The organism is Clostridium sp. ZS2-4 (genome assembly GCF_026719745.1).
In the GTDB taxonomy this organism is placed as follows: Bacteria; Bacillota; Clostridia; order Clostridiales; family Clostridiaceae; genus Clostridium_H.
On record NZ_JAPPRQ010000053.1, the window covers coordinates 70,415 to 96,093 of the forward strand.

17 protein-coding genes and 1 pseudogene are annotated in these 25,679 nt (G+C 30.6%); 4 read left to right on the forward strand and 14 right to left on the reverse strand.

Translation table 11 applies throughout. The annotated features are described in order from the left end of the window. Positions 1-4 precede the first annotated feature (4 nt). Positions 5-517, forward strand: a complete 513-nt coding sequence (locus OIO11_RS10305) for a hypothetical protein (protein ID WP_268071370.1) — start codon at positions 5-7, stop codon at positions 515-517. Between the two features lie 225 nt (positions 518-742). On the opposite strand, the gene OIO11_RS10310 is transcribed toward OIO11_RS10305, so the two are convergent. The 7 genes and pseudogenes from OIO11_RS10310 to murI all read right to left on the reverse strand — a co-directional run bounded on the left by OIO11_RS10310 (position 743) and on the right by murI (position 8,802). Beyond that, positions 743-2,122, reverse strand: a complete 1,380-nt coding sequence (locus OIO11_RS10310; RefSeq protein ID WP_268071372.1) for a peptidoglycan-binding domain-containing protein — start codon at positions 2,120-2,122, stop codon at positions 743-745. A 77-nt stretch (positions 2,123-2,199) separates the two neighbouring features. Continuing rightward, positions 2,200-4,698 carry a S8 family serine peptidase gene (locus OIO11_RS10315; protein ID WP_326497936.1) on the reverse strand — a complete coding sequence of 833 codons (2,499 nt, stop codon included), beginning with the start codon at positions 4,696-4,698 and terminating at the stop codon, positions 2,200-2,202. Positions 4,699-4,761: 63 nt separating this feature from the next. Then, positions 4,762-5,607, reverse strand: a pseudogene (locus OIO11_RS10320) (S8 family serine peptidase); the annotation flags it as partial. A 163-nt stretch (positions 5,608-5,770) separates the two neighbouring features. Next, a complete protein-coding gene (locus tag OIO11_RS10325) occupies positions 5,771-6,439 on the reverse strand; it encodes a S24 family peptidase (protein WP_268071373.1) in 669 nt (222 codons plus the stop codon). Between the two features lie 142 nt (positions 6,440-6,581). Continuing rightward, the gene (locus tag OIO11_RS10330) at positions 6,582-7,097 is read right to left on the reverse strand and encodes a peptidylprolyl isomerase (protein ID WP_268071374.1); all 516 of its coding nucleotides are present in this window, start codon (positions 7,095-7,097) and stop codon (positions 6,582-6,584) included. Positions 7,098-7,218: 121 nt separating this feature from the next. Further along, positions 7,219-7,686: a hypothetical protein gene (locus OIO11_RS10335; protein WP_268071375.1), complete on the reverse strand. Its 468-nt coding sequence runs from the start codon at positions 7,684-7,686 to the stop codon at positions 7,219-7,221. Between the two features lie 333 nt (positions 7,687-8,019). Beyond that, a complete protein-coding gene (murI, locus tag OIO11_RS10340) occupies positions 8,020-8,802 on the reverse strand; it encodes a glutamate racemase (protein WP_268071376.1) in 783 nt (260 codons plus the stop codon). Between the two features lie 527 nt (positions 8,803-9,329). Between murI and OIO11_RS10345 the strand changes: the two genes are divergently transcribed. Together OIO11_RS10345 and OIO11_RS10350 are read left to right on the forward strand one after the other, a co-directional pair. Next, positions 9,330-11,228, forward strand: coding sequence for a glutamine synthetase (locus OIO11_RS10345; protein WP_268071377.1), 1,899 nt, complete (start codon positions 9,330-9,332; stop codon positions 11,226-11,228). 375 nt (positions 11,229-11,603) lie between these two features. Further along, positions 11,604-15,035: a pyruvate carboxylase gene (locus OIO11_RS10350; protein ID WP_268071378.1), complete on the forward strand. Its 3,432-nt coding sequence runs from the start codon at positions 11,604-11,606 to the stop codon at positions 15,033-15,035. A 64-nt stretch (positions 15,036-15,099) separates the two neighbouring features. Here OIO11_RS10350 and OIO11_RS10355 read toward each other — a convergent pair whose 3' ends face one another. From OIO11_RS10355 to OIO11_RS10380, 6 genes are all read right to left on the reverse strand, one after another. Beyond that, positions 15,100-16,638, reverse strand: coding sequence for a response regulator transcription factor (locus OIO11_RS10355; protein ID WP_268071380.1), 1,539 nt, complete (start codon positions 16,636-16,638; stop codon positions 15,100-15,102). A gap of 4 nt (positions 16,639-16,642) precedes the next feature. Beyond that, positions 16,643-18,382, reverse strand: a complete 1,740-nt coding sequence (locus tag OIO11_RS10360; RefSeq protein WP_268071381.1) for a sensor histidine kinase — start codon at positions 18,380-18,382, stop codon at positions 16,643-16,645. Positions 18,383-18,500: 118 nt separating this feature from the next. Beyond that, positions 18,501-19,235, reverse strand: coding sequence for an MgtC/SapB family protein (locus OIO11_RS10365; RefSeq protein ID WP_268071382.1), 735 nt, complete (start codon positions 19,233-19,235; stop codon positions 18,501-18,503). Positions 19,236-19,331: 96 nt separating this feature from the next. After that, positions 19,332-20,405: an ABC transporter ATP-binding protein gene (locus OIO11_RS10370; protein WP_268071383.1), complete on the reverse strand. Its 1,074-nt coding sequence runs from the start codon at positions 20,403-20,405 to the stop codon at positions 19,332-19,334. 44 nt (positions 20,406-20,449) lie between these two features. Then, a complete protein-coding gene (locus OIO11_RS10375) occupies positions 20,450-22,138 on the reverse strand; it encodes an ABC transporter permease (RefSeq protein ID WP_268071384.1) in 1,689 nt (562 codons plus the stop codon). Between the two features lie 97 nt (positions 22,139-22,235). Further along, the gene (locus OIO11_RS10380; protein WP_268071385.1) at positions 22,236-23,279 is read right to left on the reverse strand and encodes an ABC transporter substrate-binding protein; all 1,044 of its coding nucleotides are present in this window, start codon (positions 23,277-23,279) and stop codon (positions 22,236-22,238) included. 561 nt (positions 23,280-23,840) lie between these two features. Between OIO11_RS10380 and OIO11_RS10385 the strand changes: the two genes are divergently transcribed. Next, positions 23,841-24,347: a hypothetical protein gene (locus OIO11_RS10385; RefSeq protein ID WP_268071386.1), complete on the forward strand. Its 507-nt coding sequence runs from the start codon at positions 23,841-23,843 to the stop codon at positions 24,345-24,347. A gap of 171 nt (positions 24,348-24,518) precedes the next feature. Here the strand turns inward: OIO11_RS10385 and OIO11_RS10390 are convergent, their stop codons facing one another. Further along, the gene (locus OIO11_RS10390; protein ID WP_268071387.1) at positions 24,519-25,598 is read right to left on the reverse strand and encodes a DUF3794 domain-containing protein; all 1,080 of its coding nucleotides are present in this window, start codon (positions 25,596-25,598) and stop codon (positions 24,519-24,521) included. Positions 25,599-25,679 lie beyond the last annotated feature (81 nt).

Below are 25,679 nucleotides of genomic sequence, written 5' to 3' on the forward strand. Positions count from 1 at the left end.
ATTAATGAGTTATACAACTGAAGGTCAGCCCCAAGGATATCCATATTTCTATACAAATAAAATTCGTGAAGCATTGATAAGTGAGATAGTTGCTATAAATGGCTATGCTTATCACATAGCGCACTCTGACATTAAAGATATAAACCAAGTATGGCATCATATTATGGAAGACGAGAAACGGCACTATGGAATGTTTTTACAGTTACTTAGAAAATACGATCCAGTACAATATGCTAAATATATGGAATCAAAAGAACATGTGAAGTTAAGTAAAAATTCCAAATACCTAAATGTATATGGAAAACACTCTGAAGATTTAATATTAAACTTTATAAGAAGTGATATAAAAGGTGAATTCGAAGCAGTAATCTTATACGAGCAAAACGCTTTTGAATCACCATATAAGGATATAAAGGAAACTTACATTGAAATCGCAGGAGATGAAAAAGAACATGCTGAAGAACTTACATTGGTACTTATGCATTATGATAAAGACAAATACGGACCTATAGAATAATGTTGCGATGCAACATTATTCTAATTCCCAATCGCCAATCCCCAGCATAAAGAAAAAATCTAAAAACAATTAAGAACAATTAGATAAAATAGACTTAAAGATAGATTGTATCTACTTTTAAGTCTACTTTGTTTTATTTTAATTTTAGTTTTGCATTAGCAAAACATCCTTTTCTGGGGACTGGGGATTGGTTACTGGTTACTAGAATAAAATTGCTCCGCACTTTTATTCTAGCGGGTATTTCACAGTTGGCACATACATACTGCTATATGGTGGTGGCGGTATAAAAATGCCTTCTTTTTTAGGTAGTTCTATTTGTTTATCTTCTCTTAATAATATCTTATTTCTTAAATCTTCTCTACCAAGCTCAGCTATTCCTGTTACTGCAACATATATATCGGAAATTTTATACCATGTAGGATAATTCACTGCTCCTGTTGGAGGTAAATAGAATATTTTTTGAAATGTAGTTACTGACTTTTTAGTAGCTTCTCCATAAATACCATCTACTATTACCTTAGGTATAGCAGGATAATTATCTGCTATTCTATTTAAGTATCTTTGTACTGTTCTTACAGGTTCTCCACTAGAACCTAATTTTAAAGTATATCCCGGATAAGACATTGGAATTCCTGAAACCTTTTTTGCCGTAGTTAATTCTAAATCTGAACCATAAAAATTAGTTAATATTTCATAAGGAACTCTACCAGCATCACCCAAATATTTACTTCCCCACTGAGTAAGCCATCCTGGACATTGAACTTTTACCCCATCGCAATATTGAGATAATAAAGGCTGTTTTCTTCCAGGTCTTTTCATATATGTGGAAAATATATCATCAACAACTCTGCTTATATTAGAATAAATATTTCTTCCATATGAAAAAGCATGGTCAAAAGCAGTAGAACTAGTTATGTCAAAATTCTTTCCTTTTCCTCTGTACCATTCTGTATATATTCTATTTAACGTAAATGAAATAATACAATATACATTTGCTCTTATTGTACTTTCTGGCCAAGTAGAAAAAATTTCACAAGATGCTACATTCTTAATGTAATCTTTATAACTTACAGTATAATTAGGTGCAGAAGGATCATCTGGAACGCCTGCATGAACAACAATGAGTCCTGGAACTACTGGCTGTGGTAAAACTACTCCTCCTGTTGGCTCTGGAAGTGGTTTATCCGGATTTTCCGGTATTTTGGGTGGATATTTTCCAACTAATGTATTAGGTTCAACATTTATTATTTCTACTTCATTTACCTGTCTTGTAGTAGTTATTGGTGTAACTTTACATTGTTGAACAGCTAAAGTATTAGGATATATTTGACATCCTCGCACAACTATATCCCTATATCCCTTTACTTTTAACTCCACATCACAAAGACTATATGGTGATTTATCTGATGGCTTCATTGAATTATCTATTGGTGGTGCATCAAGCTCTAATTCACTTGTTTGTCCCGAAGAATCAGTAGTAATTTTTTGTTCTTTTTGTCTACTTCCCTCTTCAGCTCTGGGTTTAACAATTACTTCAGCATCAGGAATAGGAACATAAGTGTCTTCTACTATAACCTGTACTTGCAGCCTCCCTTTTTGTGCCATTATTTTTCTCCTTTTAGAAATTGCTCCAATAATAATAATATGAAACTAATATAATAATTGTGACCTATCTCTTATTTTTATCTTATTTTTTCAAAAACCCCTTTCAAATCTAATAACCCATATCCCCAAGATCTATTTGGATAAACATCTCCTGGTCTTTTTTTAGTTCCTCTTATTAAATAAGTTTTTACTTTCGTTGAATACAAAGTAGGATCATTTCCTTTTACAATTCCCCACTCCAAAATAAGTGCCACGGCTCCAGCGGTAACTGCCGCTCCTACACTGCTGCCTGAAACTCTAGTTGTTCCTCCTCCCCTAGATACAGTCAAAGCATTTATTCCCCCAGCTGCTAATTCTGGTTTTAATGTATGTTCTCTTGTAAATCCTCTTCCAGAAGCTGCTACTATTGTTTCAGTATTTTGATTGTAATACGCACAAGATATAACTCTTTCACTAGTAGATGGTATAGTCAATGTAACATTTTGAGAAGGAGCTAAAAATTTAGTACCTTCTTTTAATAACTCTCTTTGATACAACCAAGCATCATATCTTCCATTTATTACAATGTCTCCATAAAGTGTAAATTTCCAAATTCCTCCCCTAGCATTTCTTATATCTATTCTTATAACTTCATCCCCCGTAATTTCTTCCGGGAAAAAATATGCTATTGTTATAGTGCTTCCCTCAAAAACAAGCTTTGATATCTCCGTCTCACCAAGCTTTGCTGGAATCTTACCAATAACTTCACCCCCAGGAGATGTTACCCCTACTGATACCTTATCAGGCTTATTGCACCAAATTTCAAAGGTTAAATCTCTCTGCAAAGGATCTACCTGAATTTCCATAACCTTTTCTTCACCACTTTTTTCAAAATTGCCTGAAGCATGAGTTTCTCCATCTGCTTGATTGCCGCAGCCTGTTACTACAATAATTCCTCTAACCTTTGATATTTCGTCTATATATCTTTCTACTATTGCACTTCCGTTATGTGCTCCTTTATTAGTCCCTAAAGGTACATAAATAACTAAAGGTTTATTTAACTTTCTAGCCATATTATAAATATACTTAATTCCTAAAATTACTTCTGCTGTACAATAAGTTGGAATATCAACATCATTTATTCCTTCTAATGATAATGTATTCTTCTTTGCTTGCTGCATCTTTACTACTACAAATTCACAGCCTGGAGCAGCACCTTTAAGCTCAGGATTCCTTCCTCTTGCCCCTATTATTCCAGCCATACTGGTTCCATGACCATTTTCATCTTTACTGTTTACAATAGCATAAGGGTCTTCTCCTTGTTTTTTTGCCATAATAGCTTTATTAATCTCTTCTCTGGTATACTCAGTTCCAACTCCTAAAAATTCTGGTATACCTTCTCCTTTTACAGTTTGATCCCATATGCTTACTATTCTTGTTGTATCATTTTCATACATAAATTCTTCATTTAAATAATCTATGCCTGTGTCAATAATACCAACAAGTACTCCTTGCCCTGTTAAGCTTAAAACAGGACTTTCATGGAATTGTGATATATTTGCTGCATCTATAGGAGATATCTGATTTAATGTATATATACCAGGCTCCTCTACAAATACTATTTCTTTTGTTTTTTTAAAAAACTCATCAGCTTTGTTTATATCAACTGATATAACTGCATATCTGTCATCTAAAATAAATCCACAGGCATACTCTATATTCATAAAGACTGACTTTATATCACCTTCATATTCTACAATATAATTCCTGTAGTTTTCTTCATAAAAAAGCTCACTGCATCCTTGTCTTGTTCCTTTATTTCTAGCCCCTCTTTGAACAGCCACTTCCATTCCCTCTCTTGCACAAAGCTCACCATATCCCCATGTAGGTCCTGGGTAAATAACATCTATTCGTTCTCTTTTCGCTCCCTTTAGCATGAAATATTTAAGTCTGTCTCCGTACATGTATGGGTCATTTGCTAAAACCAATCCCCACTGCATAAAAAGTGCTGCTGCTCCAGCAGCATGAGGTGTCGCCATAGATGTACCAGATAAGCTATCATATCCACCTCCAGTTATAGAAGATAATATTTCTTCCCCCGGTCCCATAACATCGGGTTTATCTCCACCTATTTTACCTCTTCCTGAAAAACTAGATAAAGAATTTGTTTTATAATTATAACTTCCAACAGATATAACGTTGGAAACAGTAGCTGGAATTCCTAGAGTGTTAAAAGGATCAGGCTTTAAGAACTTTGTATTTGGATTCAATCCTTCTGAAATAGGCATCCATATGTCAAATCCTCCAACTGTCTCTCCTTTTGAATATATGTTTATATTCCAAGTACCTGCTGTTAAAAATCCCGTATCTACACTTAAACTTATTATTATTTCTCCATTTATATCAAAAGGTTTAGGCCCACTGTTGTAAATAAAACATTCATCTCTACCTATGTTTTTTTCATAATATCTACCATTTTTCAAAGCAATAATTCCACTGCTTGCTCCTCCTGGATTCCTAATCTCTATACTTATATCAGTTAAAAACTCCTTATAAAATTGTAATATCAAGCTTTTTTCATCAGCAGCCACAGCCATGGAAAGATTAACACTTTCCCTTAAAACTCCTCCTACATGATGAGCAGCAGCTCCTTCATTTCCTGAGGCTATTACAAAACTTATTCTTTCCAAGCTGCAAATTGTTTGTATATACTGTTCAAGAAGACTATTTCCATTATGAGCTCCATCATTTGTACTAAAGCTTAAGTTTATTACCAGAGGTTGTTTTAACTCCTTACTTTTCTCTATTAGAAATTTAATCCCTCTCATAAGCTGAGTAGATTTTGCATAACTAACCTTACCGCTTCCTGTCATTTTCACCATGGCAATACTTGATTTGTATGCAACTCCATAATAAATTTTATCTATATTCCCTCCAGCACAAGCAATACCTGCAACATGAGTACCATGTCCCACAACATCTCTCTGTGAAACTATACTGTAAGGCTCAGGGGAATTTATAGCTCTGTTTATATCATTTTTATTCCAAACTTTCCCTCCTTGCGAAAGATCATAAATATATTCTATTCTTGTACTTCCTTCTTCGTTTTTAAAAGCAGGGTGCAAATAATCAATCCCTGAATCAATAAATCCCACTAAAACACCTTCACCAGTAAGATTATACAAACTCCATACTTCAGGTACACAACTAGCTCTGTTACTTCCTAAATCTGAGGTGAATAAAGTTTTTGGAAGTTCAATATACTGGATTTCTTCAATAGTAGATACCTTGGGTATATCCTCTACCGCTATTGTAATTATTCCATATCCAAATCCTAAGTTTTCAAAAATTCCTCCTATTGCTTCTACTTGCTGTTTAACCTTTATACGTTCATCTCCAAATAATATAACCAACTCTATTTTTCCCGTTAATATCTCATCATTCTGGGAAAATTCCGCTATTTTTGCTTTAATGTTACTTGGAACATTTAAAAGTAAGTTTAGTAATCCATCTCTATTTTCCGTAAATAGCCCTCCTTAAATTAATTCATTAATTATATTTATGAATTAAACTGTACAAATAGAAAAAGCTTAAAACTTTTTTCTAAGTTTTAAGCTTTGATCTATTCTTCCATAGAAGCAATTTTTTCTTAATGCATAATAAAAAATATTATAATTTTATTTCCACTCTATCAAGCTTAGCTAGAACTTTTATCTCCTTAATCCCGATAGTTTCAGTTCTTAAGCTACCTTTATTGCTTACCAAAAGCAATTTAGTATTATCTAATTTTTTTATTTGTCTTATTTTTCTTTCACCATTATACTCAATAAGACAAATTGAATTATTCTCAATTTCATGAGTTATATGTGCAAAAGCTATATCTTCCTTTGATATTCTAAATCCTATCATATCATCATCTTCTATTTTCAAAAACAGAACCTTATCCTTTGAATGGCCTTCAATTTTGTTATTCATAATAGGCATTTTTCTTCCCTCTAAAATCTTACTCATATCATATCCATAAACAGGTACAGTTTTTAAAACAGAACTAAATGCATCATTCCAAACATCTTTTATTTTCTCAACAGGAGCACTTTTCCCTATTTTCTCCTGTTTACCTTCTTCTAGTGCTTGTTCCTCAAAAGACATTGTAATATCATTTAAATCTTTTCCTAAAATTTTTGATATTCTGTTTATCAAGCTTTCATTTGCAACTTTTCTTCCTAGCTCAACATCTTTTACAAAACTCTCAGCAACCCCTAATTTCTTTGCTAATTGTTTTTCAGTTAGCTTTGAAGCTAATCTGACTTCTTTTATCTTGTCTCCAATTCTACTCATAACTATTCCTCCGATGTATTATTTCTCTTAAATGCTTAACTATATTTTAATATAAGTAATCCTTTTTTTCCATTAATAAAGTATATATTTTACACAAAAACCCTCTGCAAAATATATTTGCAAAGGGTTCTATATCTATTTACTACATTTTTTCAGGTTCTGGATACTCAACTCCAAAAGTATCAACTGTTACTTTTTCCATAACTTGATCTTCATATGGTCTGTCACTATAGTCTGTCTTTGTATTAACTATTTTATCAGCAGCTTCCATTCCTTCTGTAATCTTTCCAAAAGAAGCATATTGTCCATCAAGATGTGGAGAATCTTCTACCATTATGAAAATTTGACTTCCTGCTGAATTAGGAGCCATAGTTCTTGCCATTGATAAAACTCCTCTAGAGTGTATCAAATCATTTTTAAAACCATTGCCAGTGAATTCGCCTTTAATTGAATATCCTGGGCCTCCCATTCCTGTTCCGTCCGGATCTCCTCCTTGTATCATAAAGCCTGGAATTACTCTATGAAAAATTACGCCATCGTAAAATCCTTTTTTTATTAAGCTAATAAAATTATTTACTGTATTAGGAGCAATTTCTGGATATAATTCAGCCTTCATAATATCTCCATTTTGCATTTTAATAGTTACTATTGGATTCATAATTTATTCTCCTCTCTTACAACCAATTCTCTAAATATTAAATATGTTACACTAAATTATACCATAATATACCCCATTTTTAACTAAATAAAAAGATTTTAAAAAAGTTTCCCAAAAACATTCAATGAATTTTTTCACTTGTCCAATTTATATTCATGTGCAAATCATTTACTTCCTTATCTAATTTAATAAATAAACAGCCTTTGGGAAGTATTATTAAAACTGAATTCTTTAATATATTACACTCTTCGTTTTCTAAAAGCTCATTTGTTTCTATCTCTAAATTTCTCTCATCTTCCTTTTCCTCTTGTTTTATTTTTACATTAAAAATCCCTATTTTATCTAGTATTGTAGTTTCTTCTATGTCCTTATATAATTCCTCTTCCCCTCCCATAAGACAAAGCTTATTAGGAATATCTTTATTTAAAATTTTTATCTCTTTTATTGTGCATATACTATTACTATCCTTAGGATTGTTGATAACTATATAATTGAATTTTTCTGATTTTTTAATGTGAATGTTATCCTCTTTTTCTCCTATTTGTTTTTCTCCTATTTCATCTCCCTTTTTTAAAACAAACACTTTCATTTCATCACCTTATTTCTATGGTTTTTTACTTTCTATAATAATAATTTATTCCACAGATTAGGTAAGGTGATAGATAATAGAATAAAATTGTGAAGCAATTTTATTCTACTCACCAGTCGCCAATCTCCAGTCCCCAGACAATGACGTTTTGCTAATGCAAAACTAAAATTAAAATAAAGCAAAATAGACTTAAAGTAGATATAATCTATCTTTAAGTCTATTTTAATTTATTTTTATCTAATTGTTCTTAATTGTTTTTATCTTTTTTCTTTACTCTGGGGATTGGTGATTGGCGACTGGGGAATATAAGAATGTTGCTTTACAACATTCTTATTATTTCTCCTCAATATTTAATAATCTATAAGAAATATCTAAAAGTTCTTTTTCATCTGAAGTGTTAAATATTTTAATTTTTCCTTTTTTAGGATGTGAATTAATAGATTTATTAGATACAAGCTGCCTTCTTAATTGAGCAGCAGTTCCCATACTACCATCTATAATATGAACTTTTTTTCCCAATACCTTAGATAATTCCTTTCTAATAAATGGATAATGAGTACATCCTAATACTACCGAAGATATTTCTTCAGCTTGTAATTCAAAAAATCTTTCTTTAATAAAATTATTTATTTCATCACCTTCAGTTACCCCTTTTTCTATAAACTCTACAAGTCCTGGGCAAGGTAAAGGAACAATATCCGCTTTGCTTTTATATTTCATCATAAGATTGTTAAACTTTTTTTCTGCTAATGTCATAGGCGTTGCCATTATTACAATCTTACCTTTCTTATTTAATCCTACAGCTGGTTTTAATGCTGGCTCTATACCTATTATAGGAATATACTTATATGTATTTCTCAACGCCTCAATGGCAGCACTTGTAGCAGTATTGCATGCAACTACAATAGCTTTAACATTATGAGTTAGTAAAAAATCCACTGCTTCAAAGCTTAATTTTCTTACTTCATCAACACTTTTAATACCGTAGGGAGCATTCTTAGAATCACCAAGATAAACAAAATCTTCATTTGGAAGTAATTTCATAGCTTGTTTCAAAACGCTAAGTCCTCCAACTCCTGAATCAAAAAAACCAATAGGTTTATCCTTAATATACATCGTTTTAACTGATTTACAGTGTGAAGTACTATAAATCAGTTCCACCTCCAATCTTTCCACTATTATCCTAATAAATCATGTAAATAATTTTTAATACTTATTTGAATAATATATATATATACGTTGCAAAAATACTATTCATTGTATTAAAACTTAGTTAAAGTTTTTTCATAAATTAATCATTGAACAATGAACATTGATAATTGAAATATATATCCATTTTTTAAATTAAAGCTAGTTATATATTTAATTTTTTTTACTTTTTAAATTAAATATATATACAAAATTTATCATAATATAAATTATACTTCACAAATTCTCTCAATACTACCTTTACAAATTTCTTTCAAAAGCTTTATTTAAACCTTTACATTTTAATTCTTTATCAAAATTTTATTATTTTATTGACAGTTTGTTAATTTTATAATAGAATTTTTATATAATTTTCAAAATAATATAGAGTAAAATGACAAATATAAAATATATATATCCACAGTTTTGTAATTAAATTTAAAGGGAGGAAAATTATGTTTAACGATTTGATCTACACAATTTTAAAGTCTGAACATTCAGAAGCGTCTCTAAAAAATATCCTTACTGAGCATCCAGAAATTAAATATGTATCTCTTATAGGTATTGATTACTCTGGAAATGATACAGACGAAAAAATTCCAATGAGAATTTTTTTAGAAGATATAGAGGGCTTTTTAAAAGGGGCTATACAAACTGACGGTTCATCAGTAGTTCTTCCTGGGATTGCTACATTAAATAATGCTAAAGTTGATATGATTCCAGATACTGAAGTTAATTGGTTTGTTGATTACAATTTTGAAAACATTGATGAAGAAACTGGAAAGCCTGTCGGAACACTTAGAATTCCTTGTTTCTTAGTACATGACGGTAAGGCAATTGACTCAAGACACATATTGAAATCTTCGATTGCTAATATTGAAGAAAATCTTATGAAATTTTACAAAGATTATCCTGAACTACTAAAACCATACGGAGCAACACTTGATGATGTAGAAGATGTTTCTGCAACAGCTGCTACTGAACTTGAATTTTGGGTAAAAACACCTCAAGAAAGAGCACACATTGAGGAGCTTTCAACCGCTCAAGTACTTCAAGAACAATATTGGACTAGAACAAAAGGTTCTGTAAGAACGGCTCTTGAAGAAGTTCTTGTGTTAATGGATAAATATGGTTTAGAATCAGAAATGGGTCATAAGGAAGTTGGTGGAGTAAAAGCTACTCTAACAGAAGACGGAGACTTAACACATATCATGGAACAATTAGAGGTAGACTGGAAATATGCAGATGCTCTACAAGCTGCTGATAATGAATTATTCGTTAGAATATTAGTTAGAGAAACTTTTAGAAGACATAAATTAGACGTAACTTTCCTTGCAAAACCAATCGATGGTATTGCCGGAAATGGAGAACACACTCATTTAAGTATAGCATTAAAACTAAAGAACGGAAAAAGAATAAACCTATTTGCATCTACACAAAACCATTTCTTAAGCATATACGGATATGGTTCATTAATGGGAATTCTTAAAAACTATGAAGTTATAAATCCATTTATATCTGCTACTAATGATTCACTTAGAAGATTAAAACCAGGATTTGAAGCACCTATATGTATAGTTACATCACTAGGTCACTCTGTAGAAGTTCCTTCAAGAAATAGAACTATTTTATTAGGAGTTATTCGTGATAACTCTAACCCTCTTGCAACCAGATTTGAGCTTAGAGCACCAAATCCTCATACAAATACTTATCTTGCTCTTGCTGTAATGTTCATGGCATGCAATGATGGTATAACTTATGCAATTACTAATCATAAGACTGAAGATGATTTACTTGCTGAACTTTCTAAAGCAGATGGAGTTGCTACTGATTATCTTGAAAAAGATAGAGCTTACAGAAGCGAAGAAGATGTATTTGAAGATTACACTGAAGAAGAAAGAAACAAATTATTTGGTATCGCACCAAAAACAGTATATGAAAATCTTTTAGGTTTTGAAAAACATCCTGAAAAATTAGAAATCCTAAAGTCAGGTGATGTATTTACTGATAAAATACTTAACAGTTTTAAAACTGCTGTTGAAAGAAGATGGATTACAGAAATAACTGGAAGAATAATTCCTAATTATATCGATAAAATAAGAAGCTGTAAAATGCTTCATAACGCAGAAAGAGCTTCTGATATTGATGTAACTAGATGGAAAAAAGTAAATGATTTAAGAGAATATTTAATGAAAGATTCTTCTTTAGCTAATTCTTTATTCACTAGACTGTGTGAATCTGTAGAAAAGAATGATTTTACTACTGTATCTGAACTTCAAATTGAAATGGATGCTAAAATAGAAGAACTAAGAGAAGCTTATATTCAATATAAAAAGAACCTTTTAGACATATAATGTAAATTAATAAACCAAAATTATTTAATTAATAAACCAAGATTATTTAATTAATAAACCAAGATTATTTAATTCATAATCTTGGTTTATAGCTTTATAAAGTAAAATATTTTTACTTTCATTAGTTGTTGAAGTTTCATTATATTAATTTTGGAATAATATAGAAATATAAAAAAATTATTACTTAAATTATTAAGAAGCATAATTATAAAGTGTTTTTTTTGAAATTTGCAAGTTATTTTTTTAGAATATGCAATTGAAATAATCAATTAACTAATATATAATAGTAGTATTAATATTTTTGCATAAAGAGTATTGTATATATTGCATTATTTTCATGCAATATATTTCTATATACAAAAAGGAGTGAATGAATTGGTTAAAAAATTCAAGAGAATTCTAGTAGCAAACAGAGGAGAAATTGCTATAAGAATATTCAGAGCTTGTAATGAATTGGGTATAAGGACTGTTGCCATATACTCAGACGAAGATAAGTGTTCTTTATTTAGAACTAAGGCTGATGAAGCTTATGAAATCGGAAAAAATCAAGGACCTATTGAAGCCTATCTTAATATTGACGAAATAATAAACCTTGCTTTAAAAAAAGGTGTAGATGCAATCCACCCTGGTTATGGATTTTTATCTGAAAATGCTGAATTTGCACAAAAATGTGAAGAGGCAGGCATTGAATTCATAGGACCTACCGCAAATATGATGGAAAGACTTGGTGATAAAATAAAGTCTAAATTAGTTGCTCAAAGCGTTAATGTACCAACTATACCTGGAGTTGAAAAACCTGTTACATCAGAAGAAGAAGCTATAGAATTTGCCACCGCGTGTGGATACCCTATCATGCTAAAAGCTGCTGCCGGCGGTGGTGGACGTGGTATGAGGATAGTTAGAAACCAAGATGAATTACTACCTTCTTTTAGAAGTGCTAAAAATGAAGCAAAAAAAGCTTTTGGTATAGATGATATTTTCATCGAAAAATTTCTTGAAAAACCTAAGCATATAGAAGTTCAAATTTTAGGAGATAAACACGGAAATATTGTACATTTATATGAAAGAGATTGTTCTGTTCAAAGACGTCATCAAAAGGTAATTGAATTTACTCCAGCTTTTGCTCTTCCACAAGAAAAAAGAGATGAGATTTGTGCCGATGCTCTAAAAATAGCTAAATCTGTAGGATATAGAAATGCAGGAACTCTAGAGTTCTTAGTAGATATGTATGGCAATCATTATTTTATAGAAATGAATCCTAGAATTCAAGTTGAACATACTGTAACTGAAATGGTTACTGGTATTGATATTGTTCAAAGCCAAATTTTAGTTGCACAAGGATATTCTTTAGATTCTAAAGAAATAGGTATATCTTCTCAAGATGATATTACCCTTAGAGGATATGCTATTCAATGCAGAGTTACAACTGAAGATCCTTCCAATAATTTCGCACCTGATACTGGTAAAATTGATGTTTACAGAACAGGTTCCGGGTTCGGTATACGACTTGATGGTGGAAATGGTTTTACAGGAGCTGTAATCAGTCCATACTATGACAGCTTACTTTTTAAAACTACCGCTTGGTCTAGAAGCTTTGAAGATACTATAAGAAAATCTCTACGTTCTTTAAAGGAATTAAACATTTCTGGTATAAAAACTAACGTTGACTTTTTAATTAACGTTTTAAATAACCCAATATTTGCAAAAGGTGAATGTAATACAAGTTTTATTGAAACTGAAAAGGAATTATTCAATATCACTACAAAAGCTGATTCAGAATATAATATACTTAAATTCATTGGTGATGTAGTTATAAATCAAACTCATGGAACAAAAAAAGATTTTGATGTACCTGTTGTTCCTAAAATTGAAGCACCTGGAGACTTAAAAGGTACAAAGCAAATACTTGATAAAAAAGGTCCTGAAGGTCTGGTTAAATGGATTAAATCACAAGAAAAATTACTTCTTACAGATACAACTATGAGAGATGCTCATCAATCGCTAATGGCAACTAGAATGAGAACTGTAGACATGGTTAAGGTAGCAAACGCAACCTCAGTGCTTGGAAAAGATTTATTTTCTGTTGAAATGTGGGGCGGCGCAACCTTTGACGTAGCTTATAGATTTTTAAAGGAATCTCCTTGGACTAGACTACAGGAATTAAGAAAAAAAATCCCTAATGTTCTATTCCAAATGCTGATAAGAGGTTCTAACGGTGTTGGATATAAAAACTATCCTGATAATGTAATACGAGAATTGATTGATGAATCAGCTAAATCAGGAATTGATGTATTTAGAATTTTTGACTCCCTTAACTGGCTAAAAGGAATGGAAGTTGCAATTGACCAAGTTATTAAAAACGATAAGGTTGCAGAAGCTTGTATTTGCTATACTGGGGATATTTTAGATCACACAAAAGACAAATACTCTATAGATTATTATGTTAAAAAAGCAAAAGAAATTGAAAAAATGGGTGCTCATATACTTGGAATTAAGGATATGTCTGCTCTATTGAAACCTTATGCTGCATACAAGCTTATTAAAGCATTAAAAAATGAAATATCTATACCAATTCATCTTCATACTCATGATACAACTGGAAATGGAGTTGCAACTGTCATAATGGCAGCTGAAGCTGGAGTTGACATTGTAGATACTGCATTAGACAGTATGTCTGGACTTACAAGTCAACCTGCATTAAACTCTGTTGTAGCAGCTCTTGAGCATACTATGAGAAATACAGGCATAGATTTAGATGGAGTTCAAAGACTTTCAGATTACTGGGCTGCAGTAAGACCAGTTTACGGTGAATTTGAATCAGGATTAAAATCAGGTTCTACTGAAATATATAAATATGAAATACCAGGAGGACAATACTCAAATTTAAAACCGCAAGTTGAAAGCTTTGGTCTTGGCCATAGATTCAATGAAGTTAAAGAAATGTATAAGAAAGTAAATACTATGGTAGGCGATATTGTTAAGGTAACTCCTTCTTCTAAAATGGTAGGTGACCTTGCAATATTCATGGTACAAAATAATCTTGCACCTGAAAATATAGTAGAAAAAGGCAAAGATATGGCATTCCCTGATTCATCCTTGGCTTACTTTAAAGGAATGATGGGACAGCCTGAAGGTGGATTTCCTGAAGATCTTCAAAAAATTGTTTTAAAAGGTGAAAAGCCTATCACTTGCAGGCCTGGTGAACTTCTTCCACCTGAAGATTTTGACTCAGTTGTTAAACATCTTAAGGATAAGTTTGACATTGAACCTACTAAACAAGATATTCTAAGCTATACACTATATCCAGATGTATTTGAAGATTACCTAAAATACATTAAAGAAAATGGCGATCTTAGCCTAATGGGAAGTGATATCTATTTCCACGGATTACGTGAAGGAGAAACTTGTGAAATCAAAGTAGCAGAAGGAAGAACTTTAATCATAAAGCTTCTTAAAGTAACTAAAGTGAATAATGAAGGCTTTAGAACTTTAATATTTGAAGTTAATGGAAATAGACGTGAAATTAAAATAAAAGATAAAACTACAAAAGCTGTTGCTGCGGCTGATGCACTCCAAATGGCTGACCCAGATAATCCTCTTGAAATTGGTTCAAGTATACCTGGTACAGTGCTGAAAGTACTTGTACAGCCTGGAGATGAAGTTAAAGAAAATGACAGCTTAATTATAATAGAAGCAATGAAAATGGAAACAATCATTACAGCTACAACAAGTGGAACAGTAAAATTAGTAAAAGTTACAGAAGGGCAGCAAGTTAAATCTGGAGAACTCTTGGTTGAACTTAACTAAAGCTGCATTTCCCCTTATTTTAGAGCGTATGTCATATAAAAACATACGCTCTTTTTTATTGCTCTCAATTGTAATTACTGAATTCACTTGGTAAATAACCTGTATACTTCTTAAATATCTTTGAAAAATACCTATAATCTGGATAACCTAATTTTAAAGCAACTTCTGCCACTTTTATATTCGGATTTTGAAGATACTCTATTGCTTTTTCCATTCTCAGCTTTGTAATATACTCTACAAAACTTATACCCAATATTTTTTTTATTCTTCTGCTTAAATAGCTTTCACTTAAATATACTTCCTTAGCAACATCCTTTAAAGATATATTTTCAGTATAATGTTCATTTATATATTCTATGGCTTTATTTAGTCCACTTTCACTGATATTTATATTTTCTAACTTTATATATCTAAGCACACTGTTAATAATTCCATCTACCCATTTATATAATTCGTTAATCGTATTCAATCCCTCTACTTTTTGGTAGGCCTCAAATTCTCTACCCAGTACCTTCTCTACAGATATATTATGTTCATTTAACATTTTCAAAGCCATTACAACGATTTCCAAGCTTACTTGCTTTATGACTCCATAACCTATATTATTATCTTTAAATACCTTAAAATACATATTATTCAGTTGTTTACTTGTTTTCACCTTATCTCCAGCCTTTAAGCTTAATTTAATCTCTTCTTCCGCATTTAAAATATAAGTCCATTTCATTAAATTTTCATGCTTTAAATCTGTAAAATAATTGATACTTCCTCTACCTTCATATAATTTATTTTTTAAGGCTTGTTTACTTTCATTGTATATTTTTTGTATTTCGTATATAGATCCAAAATCAGATACCCCAATAGTAATCTTATTACCTAGTTCTTCTATAATTTCCAATCTAATATTCTCAAAAATTTTTTCAATATCTCTTTGAACTAAGTTACCCAAATCTAATATTACAGCCATAATATTTTCATGGCATTCTACTATATACTGGGGAATTCCAGTTAAGCATTTATGAATCTTCTTTTTAATATACTTATTTTGTTCATATAAAATATCAAAACTACCTTTTCCTAATATCTCCTTATAATTATCATTTTCAATACATCCTATAACTATTGATTTTAAATCAATACTATACTTTTCAATAAACTCATCTAATTCAATACTGCTTATTATCTTTCCCCTCATCATATCTAAAAGAATTTTTTCTCTTGCAATATCAACCTGCTCTTTGTTCCTCTTAAATTCATTGTAAACTTTCTCAATTGAACTCATTAATTCTTCTTCATCTACAGGCTTTAAAATAAAGTCAACAGCATTTATTTTTACAGCTCCTCTGGCATATTCAAAGTCATCATATCCAGTTACTATAATAAATCTGCACTCTGGTAAAAATTCTTTTATGTTTTTAGCCATCTCTATTCCATTTATTCCAGCCATACTTATATCCGTAACTACTAAATCCGGACGTATTGCTTTAGCTATTTCTATACCTTCAAATCCATTAGATGCCTCACCACAGATTTCACACTCGTATTTTCCCCAATCTATAGTTTTTTTCATTCCTTCTCTAGCTAAAACTTCATCATCTACTATCATTACTTTAATGATTTTCTTCACCCTCTTTCCAATCATATGGAAGGATTAATTTAACATATGTTTTGTCATATATTCTATCCAAGTACACTCCGTATTCTTCTCCATAATGCAGTTTAACTCTTCTATCCACATTATTCATTCCAATACCTTCACCCTTAGTACTTTTGTTTTTTATTCCAATACCATCATCAATAATTTCAAAACAAATATTTTTTTCACTCTTGTATCCTTTTATCCAAAGTTCCCCTTTTTCCAGCTTAGGTTCCAACCCATGAATTATGGCATTTTCAACTAAAGGCTGTAATAAAAGCTTTAAAATTTTCTGTTCTAATATTTCTTCCTCTATTTCAAAACTTACACCGAATTTTTCTCCATACCGTATTTTTTGAATGGTCAAGTAATTATTAATCTGATCAATATCTTCTTTTACAGTAACTACATCCCCTTTTTTACTTATACTATACCTTAAAAATTTACCTAAAGAAGTAGTCATTTTCACTACCCCATCATTCTCTCCAAGCTTAGCCATCCATTTTATAGATTCTAAAGTATTGTATAAAAAATGAGGATTTACCTGAGCTTTTAAGTTTTTATATTCTGCTTCTTTCAAAAGATACTGCTTAATATACACCTCTTCAATTAGCTTGTCTATTTCCCTTACCATCTTATTAAAACTCTTTCCTAGCTCTCCAATTTCATCATTGCTTTTTATAGAAAAGTTTACATTCAAATCTCCCTTTTCAACCTTACGCATAAGTCTTGAAAGCTCATTTACAGGCTTTGAAATACTCTTAGACAAACCAAGAGACACTATGATTGCAAAAACTCCTAAAAATATAAGTACAAATATAAAGGTCTGAATAATTACTTCTTTATCCTTATACATTACTCTAACAGGCACTGTTTGAACTATTTTAAACTCATTATTCGCAAGAGTATTAAAATAAGCCATATATTTTTCTCCTTCTATGCTGCATACAAATCTCCCCTGCTTATTATTTAAAATAGTATCTAAATAACCTTCATAAAACTTAAAACCCGTCTTATCCTTGTGCAGCTTATCAGTGATTATCTTACCTTCCCTGTCTAATATATGGATATTATTTCCTTCATATATCTCCGTATGTTTTAAAATATTATCAAAATAATCATCATATATATCTAAAAAAACATATCCTAATTTTTTACCGCTGTCTCTATCTATAATTTGCCTGCATATAGCCAGTACAACATCTTTTCTTTCTTTACCATCAACTCTTCTATGAACATAAAATACCTTATTATCTCCAGCTGAATCTATTTTTTTAAAAATATCATTGTGTAACTCTCCATAAATAGGTGAAAAATATTCTTGAGTAGTAAATCTGCTAAAGGGATTATTTACCCCTGTTATGTATACAGGTATATCAATTTTTTGATTAGCTACTACACTGGTAATTATAGTATATATACTCTGAGAATCTTTAAATTTTTCACTATAGCTAATATACTTATTTTTCTTTAAAATTTTCTGAATTTCTTTGTTTTCAGCCATAAACTCAATAATACTTGAAAAATTATTTATGGAAGAATCAATAAAAGAACTCATTATTTTTATATTTTCATTTATTGAAGTATTTATTTTTTTATCTATTAAACTTGAAGTATTATAGTAATAAAAGAATGTCAATATTATCAATGGTAAAAACCCAACTAGTATGAATGCTTTAAAAAGTCTTGCTTTGAAATTTACACTTTTTATCATTTTCACCTCTTTGTACCCACAGTTTAATTCAAAATAATTATAGCACAAAAAACTCATTTTCTATATAAACGAGCCTTTGTGCTATAAATTGAAACTTAATTCAAATGTAGTATTTGTACTATATAATTGTAACTCTTATAATTTCTTCAAAAACACTTAAATCCTGAACTATTGTCCCGGGCTTTATATATCTTGGAATTAAAATTGTATACAAACTTTTTTTTGAACAAGCAATTTCTTCATTCACTTCATTATTTTCTTCATCATCTAAAGAATCTTCCTCTAAAGAAAATTCTATATTTTTGACTTTAATATTTCTGATTTCAAAATATTCTGACACTCTATCCACCAAGTCTTTTTTATTGTAATATTCCATCTCAATTTTTACTACATTAGTCTTGGCAAATAATTTCCCTTCAAATTTCTTTAAAGATGCCAATACTCCATAAACCCCTATTGCTGAAAAAATACTCAAAAGATAATATCCCATTCCTACTGCAAGTCCAATGCAAGCTACTACCCATATAGTGGCAGCGGTAGTGAGCCCTTTAACGGAACCTTTATCCCGTATTATTGTACCTGCTCCTAAAAAACCTACTCCAGTTACTACTTGTGCTCCTATTCTCCCTATATCAGCCTTAAGTGCATTAGCTAGCTGTGGATCTTGCGCTATCATCTTAACTGTATCCTCTACCATATAAACTTGTATCATAGATATGACAGCTGCTCCAACACAAACCAATATATGAGTTCTGAATCCCGCTGGTCTGTTTTTAAACTCCCTTTCATATCCTATAAGACCACCAACTACTATAGCCAAGCCTAATCTAATAATTACCTCTTGCCACTGCACCTTTTCATCCTCCTTTCTTTATGTTTTAAAAAGAGTACTATGTATTATCGCCTAATACTATAGTACTCTTTAGTTTTACCAACAATGTTTAAATAATTATAAAATGTGAACATTTTCAGGTAAGAAACTTATTCTTACATCTTGACCTTCCTCAAACACTTCTTTTCCTTGTGGATTCGTGTCTTGAATTACTATATCTTTATCGCCTACTTTAATTACATAATCTTGATATGAACCCATAAATGTGGATAAAGTAACCTTTCCTTTTAAAATACCTTCTCTACCTACATTTACCGCTTCAGGTCTTAACACTAATTTGCAGTTATCTCCTGATTTTTTATCACCTTTATAAGCTACATTTATTTTTTCTCCATATACTTCTATTGCTGCTGAATCACCATCTTTTGAAATCATCTTACCATCAATAAAATTAGCTGTTCCTATGAAATCAGCAACAAATTCTGATTTTGGCGTATAATATACCTCTTTTGGCGTACCTACTTGTTCTATTATTCCTTTATTCATGATGATTATTCTATCAGACAAGCTCATTGCTTCTGATTGATCATGTGTAACATATACTGCTGTTATACCTACTTTTTTCTGTATCTTTCTAATTTCCGTTCTCATATATACTCTTAATTTTGCATCAAGATTTGATAATGGCTCATCAAATAATAGCACTCCTGGTTTCATAACAAGTGCACGTGCAAGTGCAACTCTCTGCTGCTGTCCTCCTGACAATTGATTTGGATATCTGTATTCCATACCTTTTAGTCCTACTAAATCAATTATATTCTCAACTTCTTTTTTTATTACAGCTTTGCTTAATTTTTTAAGTTTTAACCCATAAGCCACATTATCAAAAATATTGTAGTGAGGGAACAATGCATATGTCTGGAAAACCATTGAACTATCTCTCTTATCTGGAGGTAAATCATTAATTCTGTCTCCCCCTAAATATATTTCTCCTGAAGTTGGAATTTCAAATCCAGCTATCATTCTTAGTGTAGTTGTTTTTCCACATCCTGATGGTCCCAGCAGTGTTACAAATTCCCCTGGTCTTATATCTACCGAAATATTATCAACAGCTTTAAATTCACTGCCATTTGCTCCTATATATGTTTTGTTAAGATTTTTTATATTAACACCTTTACTTCTCTTTTCCATTTATATATTCTCCATTCTATCATATTCTTGATTAGTACTTAACATTACATTCCTTCCTTGCTTATTCCCATTCTGCTTAATAATAAGTTCATTATAGCTACTGCTACATAAACTATAATAATAAGTATAGTAGAATAAGCTGCTGCCACTCCAAATCTGCCAGCATCAGTTTGAGCTAATATTTGAACTGTAAGTAGATTGTATTTAGCTGACACAAGGAATATTACCGCACTTACTGCTGTCATACTTCTAACAAAACTATAAACAAGTCCACTGAAGAAGGCTGGCTTTATTAATGGTAAAGTTACTGATGAAAATACCTTTGAAGTATTAGCTCCTAAGTCTGAAGCTGCCTCTTCTATTGCAGGATCTATTTGTTGAAGAGCTGCTACCCCTGATCTAACCCCTACTGGTAAGCTTCTCATAACAAAAGCAATTATAATTATGGTTCCTGTTCCTGTTAGTAATAATGGTTTAGTATTATAAGCTAATATATACCCAATACCAATAACTGTTCCTGGTACTGCCATGGCAAGTAATGAACTGAATTCTACAAAACCTTTTCCGAAGAATTTCTTTCTTACAATAAGGAATGCTATTATCATAGCCATTACTCCTGTAATAGGCGTAGCAATTACTGATAGTAATGTAGTATCACTTATTGGTTTAAGTCCTAATTCAAATACATATCTAAAATGATCTAAAGTTAAAGAATAATTTACACCCCAGATTTTAAATAATCCACCAAGTGGAATTAATACATAAAGGGATAATATAAATATAGTTATTATTAAGCAAACTAGGCTTAAAGGATAAACTATTTGCTTTTCAGCAATTAACTCTCTTTCTCTCGAAGCTTTTCCTGTTACAGTAACATAAGATTTTCTTTCTAACCAATATTTTTCAAAAACAAATATAAGTATAGTTATAAGTAATAGAATAATTGCTATGGTAGCTCCACCCTGCATATCGTAATTACCTATTGCTTGTAAATATATTGATGTAGCAAGAGTAGCATAGTCCCCTCCTATAACCATAGGATTAGAGAAATCAGCTACTGTTTCTATAAATGTCAATAAAAATGCATTTGCAATTCCTGGAGCCATAAGTGGAAGTGTCACTGTAGTGAAAGTCTTCCATCTAGATGCTCCCATATTTCTTGCTGCTTCTTCCAGCGATACATCTATATGCTTTAATAATCCATTTAAAAGCAAATATGCTACTGGAAAAAATGTCATGGTTTGTACAATTACCAAACCTTTAAATCCATATATATTTGCATTTGTTAAATTTAATAATTTATTAGTAATAAGTCCTTGTTGTCCAAAAAGCATCAAAACTGATAATGCAAGAACAAAAGGTGGTGAAACTATAGGTAATATTGAAACTATATTAAACATCTTTTTCAAACGTGTTTTTATATAAGAATCTGTATACGCAAAAATAAATCCTATTAATGTTGAAAGAAATCCTACTGTAATTCCTAATTTCATAGTATTTCCTAAAGTTTTTCTAAATTCTATATTCTCAAGTATGTCCCCATAAGCCTTCAATGTAAAACCTTGATTTCCTATAAAGCTTTGTTTCAGTACAGAAAATAAAGGATATAAAATAAAGGTTAAAAGCACTAAAATAGTAAATATAATTGTGGTTAAAAGTAATGGATCTCTCCATATTTTTTTCATATCAGTCAGGTCATTTTTCAACTTACTTTTGTATTGTTTAAATGCCATTTATATACTTCCTTTCATTTTTTTGATGAATATATGGTAAAATTATCATCATTATTACAAATCCCACCATCTACAGGATGGCGGGACTATTAAACTCTTATTTATTTGTTGCTTTATGCCATGCTTCAACTAATCTTGCTCTGTTTTCACCTGCAAAAGTCATATCATAGTTTATAAGATTAGTATTTTTTAATTGTTCAGCTTCTTTTGGTGGCTGAGCATCTGGGTTTGTTAAGAATTGGAAAGAACCAACTGTTTGACCAAGTTCTTGTGCTTTCTTACTTAAAGCCCAATCAACAAACTTCTGAGCAGCTTCCATATCTGGTGCATTTTTAATTATTCCTACAGCACCGATTTCATATCCAGTTCCTTCTGATGGAGCTGATAAAACTATATCTTCATATCCTTGCTTTTTATATTTAATTCCGTCGTGCATGAAGCAAATTCCAACCATTGCTTCTCCCATACCAGCCATTTGTGCTGGAGCTGAACCAGTCTTTGGATATTGCTTAATTTGTCCATCTAATTTCTTTAAATAATCCATAGCTTTGTCTTCTCCCCAAAGCTGTACTAAAGTAGAAACTAATGTATAAGCTGTTCCTGATGAACCTGGGTTTGCAACAACTATTTGTCCTTTGTATTCTGGTTTTAATAAATCTTCCCAAGACTTTGGAACTTGTACTCCTTTTTCTTTTAATAGTGCACCGTTGCAAACAAATCCTAAATAACCATTATATATTCCTGTCCAATACCCTTCTTTATCCTTAAACTTATCTGGTATTTTTTCTGCATTTGGTGAAACGTATTTTTCAAGTAATCCTTTTCCCTTAGCATCTATAAAAGTATCTGCTGGTCCACCATACCAAACTGAAGCTTGAGTGTTACCTTTTTCAGCGGTAATTCTTGCAAGAATTTCTCCACCACTCATTCTTACCATGTTAGTTTTAATTCCTGTTTCTTTTTCAAATTCTTTAATTGCTTTTTGCGCATGATCTTCCATAAGTCCTGCGTAAATAGTTAATTGTAATTGTTTATTATCTTTAGAAGTCTCTTTTTTAGAATCCGAATTTCCACATCCCGCCAAAATTCCAACTGACATTAACATTGTTAAACCTAGTGCCAATATTTTCTTCTTAACCATGTTTCTCCCCCCACATTTCTTTAATTTTTTGTTGATAACATTTACATTTCATTATCCAACCTCTTAGCTATATTATAAGTGCATTTTCTTTTCTATAAATAATAATGAACAAAATAAAACACATGGAGGTAAAGATTTTAAACATATTTAAAAAATAATATGTGACAATCAATCTTACTATTATGATAAAAAACTATTGGTAAATAAGTTATTAACATTGTTTGAGTGCTCATAATAAATCCTCCCTAATTTTCATTTTATAAATCCCCATTATATTTGTAACTTTCTATAATAAATGCTTTATAGTCAACTGTGTATTTAATTCCTGCTTTCCAACATACAATCATCAGGTACTAGGTACAGAAATTATATAATGTTTCTTTAATATAAAGTATATAATTTTATTCTATATGTTATATATATAATAGAACAACTATAATATAAAGTTAATAAATTTTACGCTAACTTACTTATATCCTCAATCTAAAACTAAAATAATAGTAACCAAAAAAATTAATACTACATACTATATATTATAAAAAGAATAAAGGGGGTGTCTGTATGACCAGAAAAATTCTTCAAACAAAAGTAATAGTAGGAAGAGGAACAGCTCAATTCTTTTTAGAAAAAGATATTGCTTTTTTACCACCTATCCCCCCAGTTTTTTATGTAAAAGAAATCAAAAAGTGGGTTGATGTTTATAATATGAAAGTAATACCTGGCAAGGTAATCTTTAATGCTTGGGTATGGAAAGATATAAATTATAAAACAGCTCAATATGTATGCGAAGGTGGAAATCAAGTAAATGGTCCACTATATCACAGTACAACAAAAATGCCATTGGCAGGATTTGTTGATATAACACCAGTTCCAGGAGAAGAAATTTTACCAACTGACGAAGCTGAAGTATTAGAAGCTTTTGTAGAAGGTGAAAAAGATCACTGGAGTGATGAAGTAGATGTAGGAAAAGGAGTAATAGCTTATAAAAAGGTTCATGAAAAAATGGTTATAAAAATTACTTTTAAAGTTGTAAGGATAGAACATGTTCCCGTAGAAGTAGGTTGCTAAGACAATAAATATTTAACAAATAAAATGAGACAAGCCCTTTAACTTGTTTATCAGTAATAACAAAAACAAGTGTCTAAATATAGTGGGTGTCTAAAAAATTAGACACCCACTTTTCATTACTTAAACTATTCTATTTTTTATTGAGATAAGCTTATCAATTAGATGAATATGTCAACACTCTACTATGTCCATATGTTCATTTCTTGTAATCTTAACATTAATTTTAACAACCATTCTTTCAAGAATTTTTTGATAAGCTATTTCACCGAACTTGGTATTAATCGAATCACCCCACTCGTTATTCTCTCCTTCTACGTACGCTTCTACTACTTCACAAGTATCCTCTTCATTAATTTTCTTACCTGAGTCAGATATTATATCAACAACTCCTGAAAATAGAATTTTTGATTCAGCGCAATATATTCTACCGTTTATAGTATCATCATGAGTATAATCTATTGTTTCATAATTTATAGTTTTAATAACACAACCGTCAACAATTACTTTGTTTGATATTATTGTTTTGTCATAAATAATAACTTGTTTGTCAATATCTTTTATGCGCCAAATAGGTGGATTAGGTGGTGAAATTGTAATTTCTTTAATTACTAATATTTGTGTTGAACCTTCTCCAACTATTATTGGTACTTCAATTGTTTTTTTGTATATATTATTTTTCATATTAACATTTTCAAGAACATTTTTTTCTTTAATAACTTCATAATCAGATGTATTTTTTTCAAGAAGCTTATTAGAATCATTTTCAGTCAATGTGTTTTCTCTTTTTTCATCATGTGAATTTTCTTTAGACTCATTTGTTTTATTTAAAGTAAGAGTAACTTTTATTTCTCCCAAAACTTGAATTTTCCAAAATAATTTATTACGTTTTGATTGTTTTGAATTTTCCACACTAAACCTGCAAGTAGGTCGTGATGTAAACATAGCTGATACTTGTATATCTTCATTCTTAATTTGATTCTCTTTTAATATATCTTGACAATGAATAATTTGACAAAAAAGCTTTCTTATAGACTTTACTTTATACCTGTTTTTATTTTGTTTAAAAACAGTACTATAAAAAATAAAGATATCATAATCACCAAAAACAGCTACATCTGTTTTAGGCAATATCTTAGTAAATAAACTTAAAGGGCTTACTTGTAGCTCTACTATAGTTGAATTATGTAAAGCTTTAAGCTTAATATTCTTTGAAAATGATTTAATCCTTTTACCCAGAATAATTGTTGACATAATTGTTTTTATCTCCTAATTACAATTTTCACTCTAAGTATTCTTTATCAGTTGAGTTAATTAAGAACTAATAGTTGTTAT

What these genes read in the sequence shown, in the direction of transcription:
- murI (WP_268071376.1), bottom strand. Translation starts at nt 8,802, where the DNA reads ATGTATATTAAGGATAAACCTATTGGTTTTTTTGATTCAGGAGTTGGA.
- OIO11_RS10310 (WP_268071372.1), bottom strand. Translation starts at nt 2,122, where the DNA reads ATGGCACAAAAAGGGAGGCTGCAAGTACAGGTTATAGTAGAAGACACT.
- OIO11_RS10345 (WP_268071377.1), top strand. Translation starts at nt 9,330, where the DNA reads ATGTTTAACGATTTGATCTACACAATTTTAAAGTCTGAACATTCAGAA.
- OIO11_RS10385 (WP_268071386.1), top strand. Translation starts at nt 23,841, where the DNA reads ATGACCAGAAAAATTCTTCAAACAAAAGTAATAGTAGGAAGAGGAACA.
- OIO11_RS10325 (WP_268071373.1), bottom strand. Translation starts at nt 6,439, where the DNA reads ATGAGTAGAATTGGAGACAAGATAAAAGAAGTCAGATTAGCTTCAAAG.
- OIO11_RS10330 (WP_268071374.1), bottom strand. Translation starts at nt 7,097, where the DNA reads ATGAATCCAATAGTAACTATTAAAATGCAAAATGGAGATATTATGAAG.
- OIO11_RS10370 (WP_268071383.1), bottom strand. Translation starts at nt 20,405, where the DNA reads ATGGAAAAGAGAAGTAAAGGTGTTAATATAAAAAATCTTAACAAAACA.
- OIO11_RS10390 (WP_268071387.1), bottom strand. Translation starts at nt 25,598, where the DNA reads ATGTCAACAATTATTCTGGGTAAAAGGATTAAATCATTTTCAAAGAAT.
- OIO11_RS10315 (WP_326497936.1), bottom strand. Translation starts at nt 4,698, where the DNA reads ATGGCTGTGGCTGCTGATGAAAAAAGCTTGATATTACAATTTTATAAG.
- OIO11_RS10380 (WP_268071385.1), bottom strand. Translation starts at nt 23,279, where the DNA reads ATGGTTAAGAAGAAAATATTGGCACTAGGTTTAACAATGTTAATGTCA.
- OIO11_RS10360 (WP_268071381.1), bottom strand. Translation starts at nt 18,382, where the DNA reads ATGATAAAAAGTGTAAATTTCAAAGCAAGACTTTTTAAAGCATTCATA.
- OIO11_RS10335 (WP_268071375.1), bottom strand. Translation starts at nt 7,686, where the DNA reads ATGAAAGTGTTTGTTTTAAAAAAGGGAGATGAAATAGGAGAAAAACAA.
- OIO11_RS10375 (WP_268071384.1), bottom strand. Translation starts at nt 22,138, where the DNA reads ATGGCATTTAAACAATACAAAAGTAAGTTGAAAAATGACCTGACTGAT.
- OIO11_RS10355 (WP_268071380.1), bottom strand. Translation starts at nt 16,638, where the DNA reads ATGATAGTAGATGATGAAGTTTTAGCTAGAGAAGGAATGAAAAAAACT.
- OIO11_RS10305 (WP_268071370.1), top strand. Translation starts at nt 5, where the DNA reads ATGAGTTATACAACTGAAGGTCAGCCCCAAGGATATCCATATTTCTAT.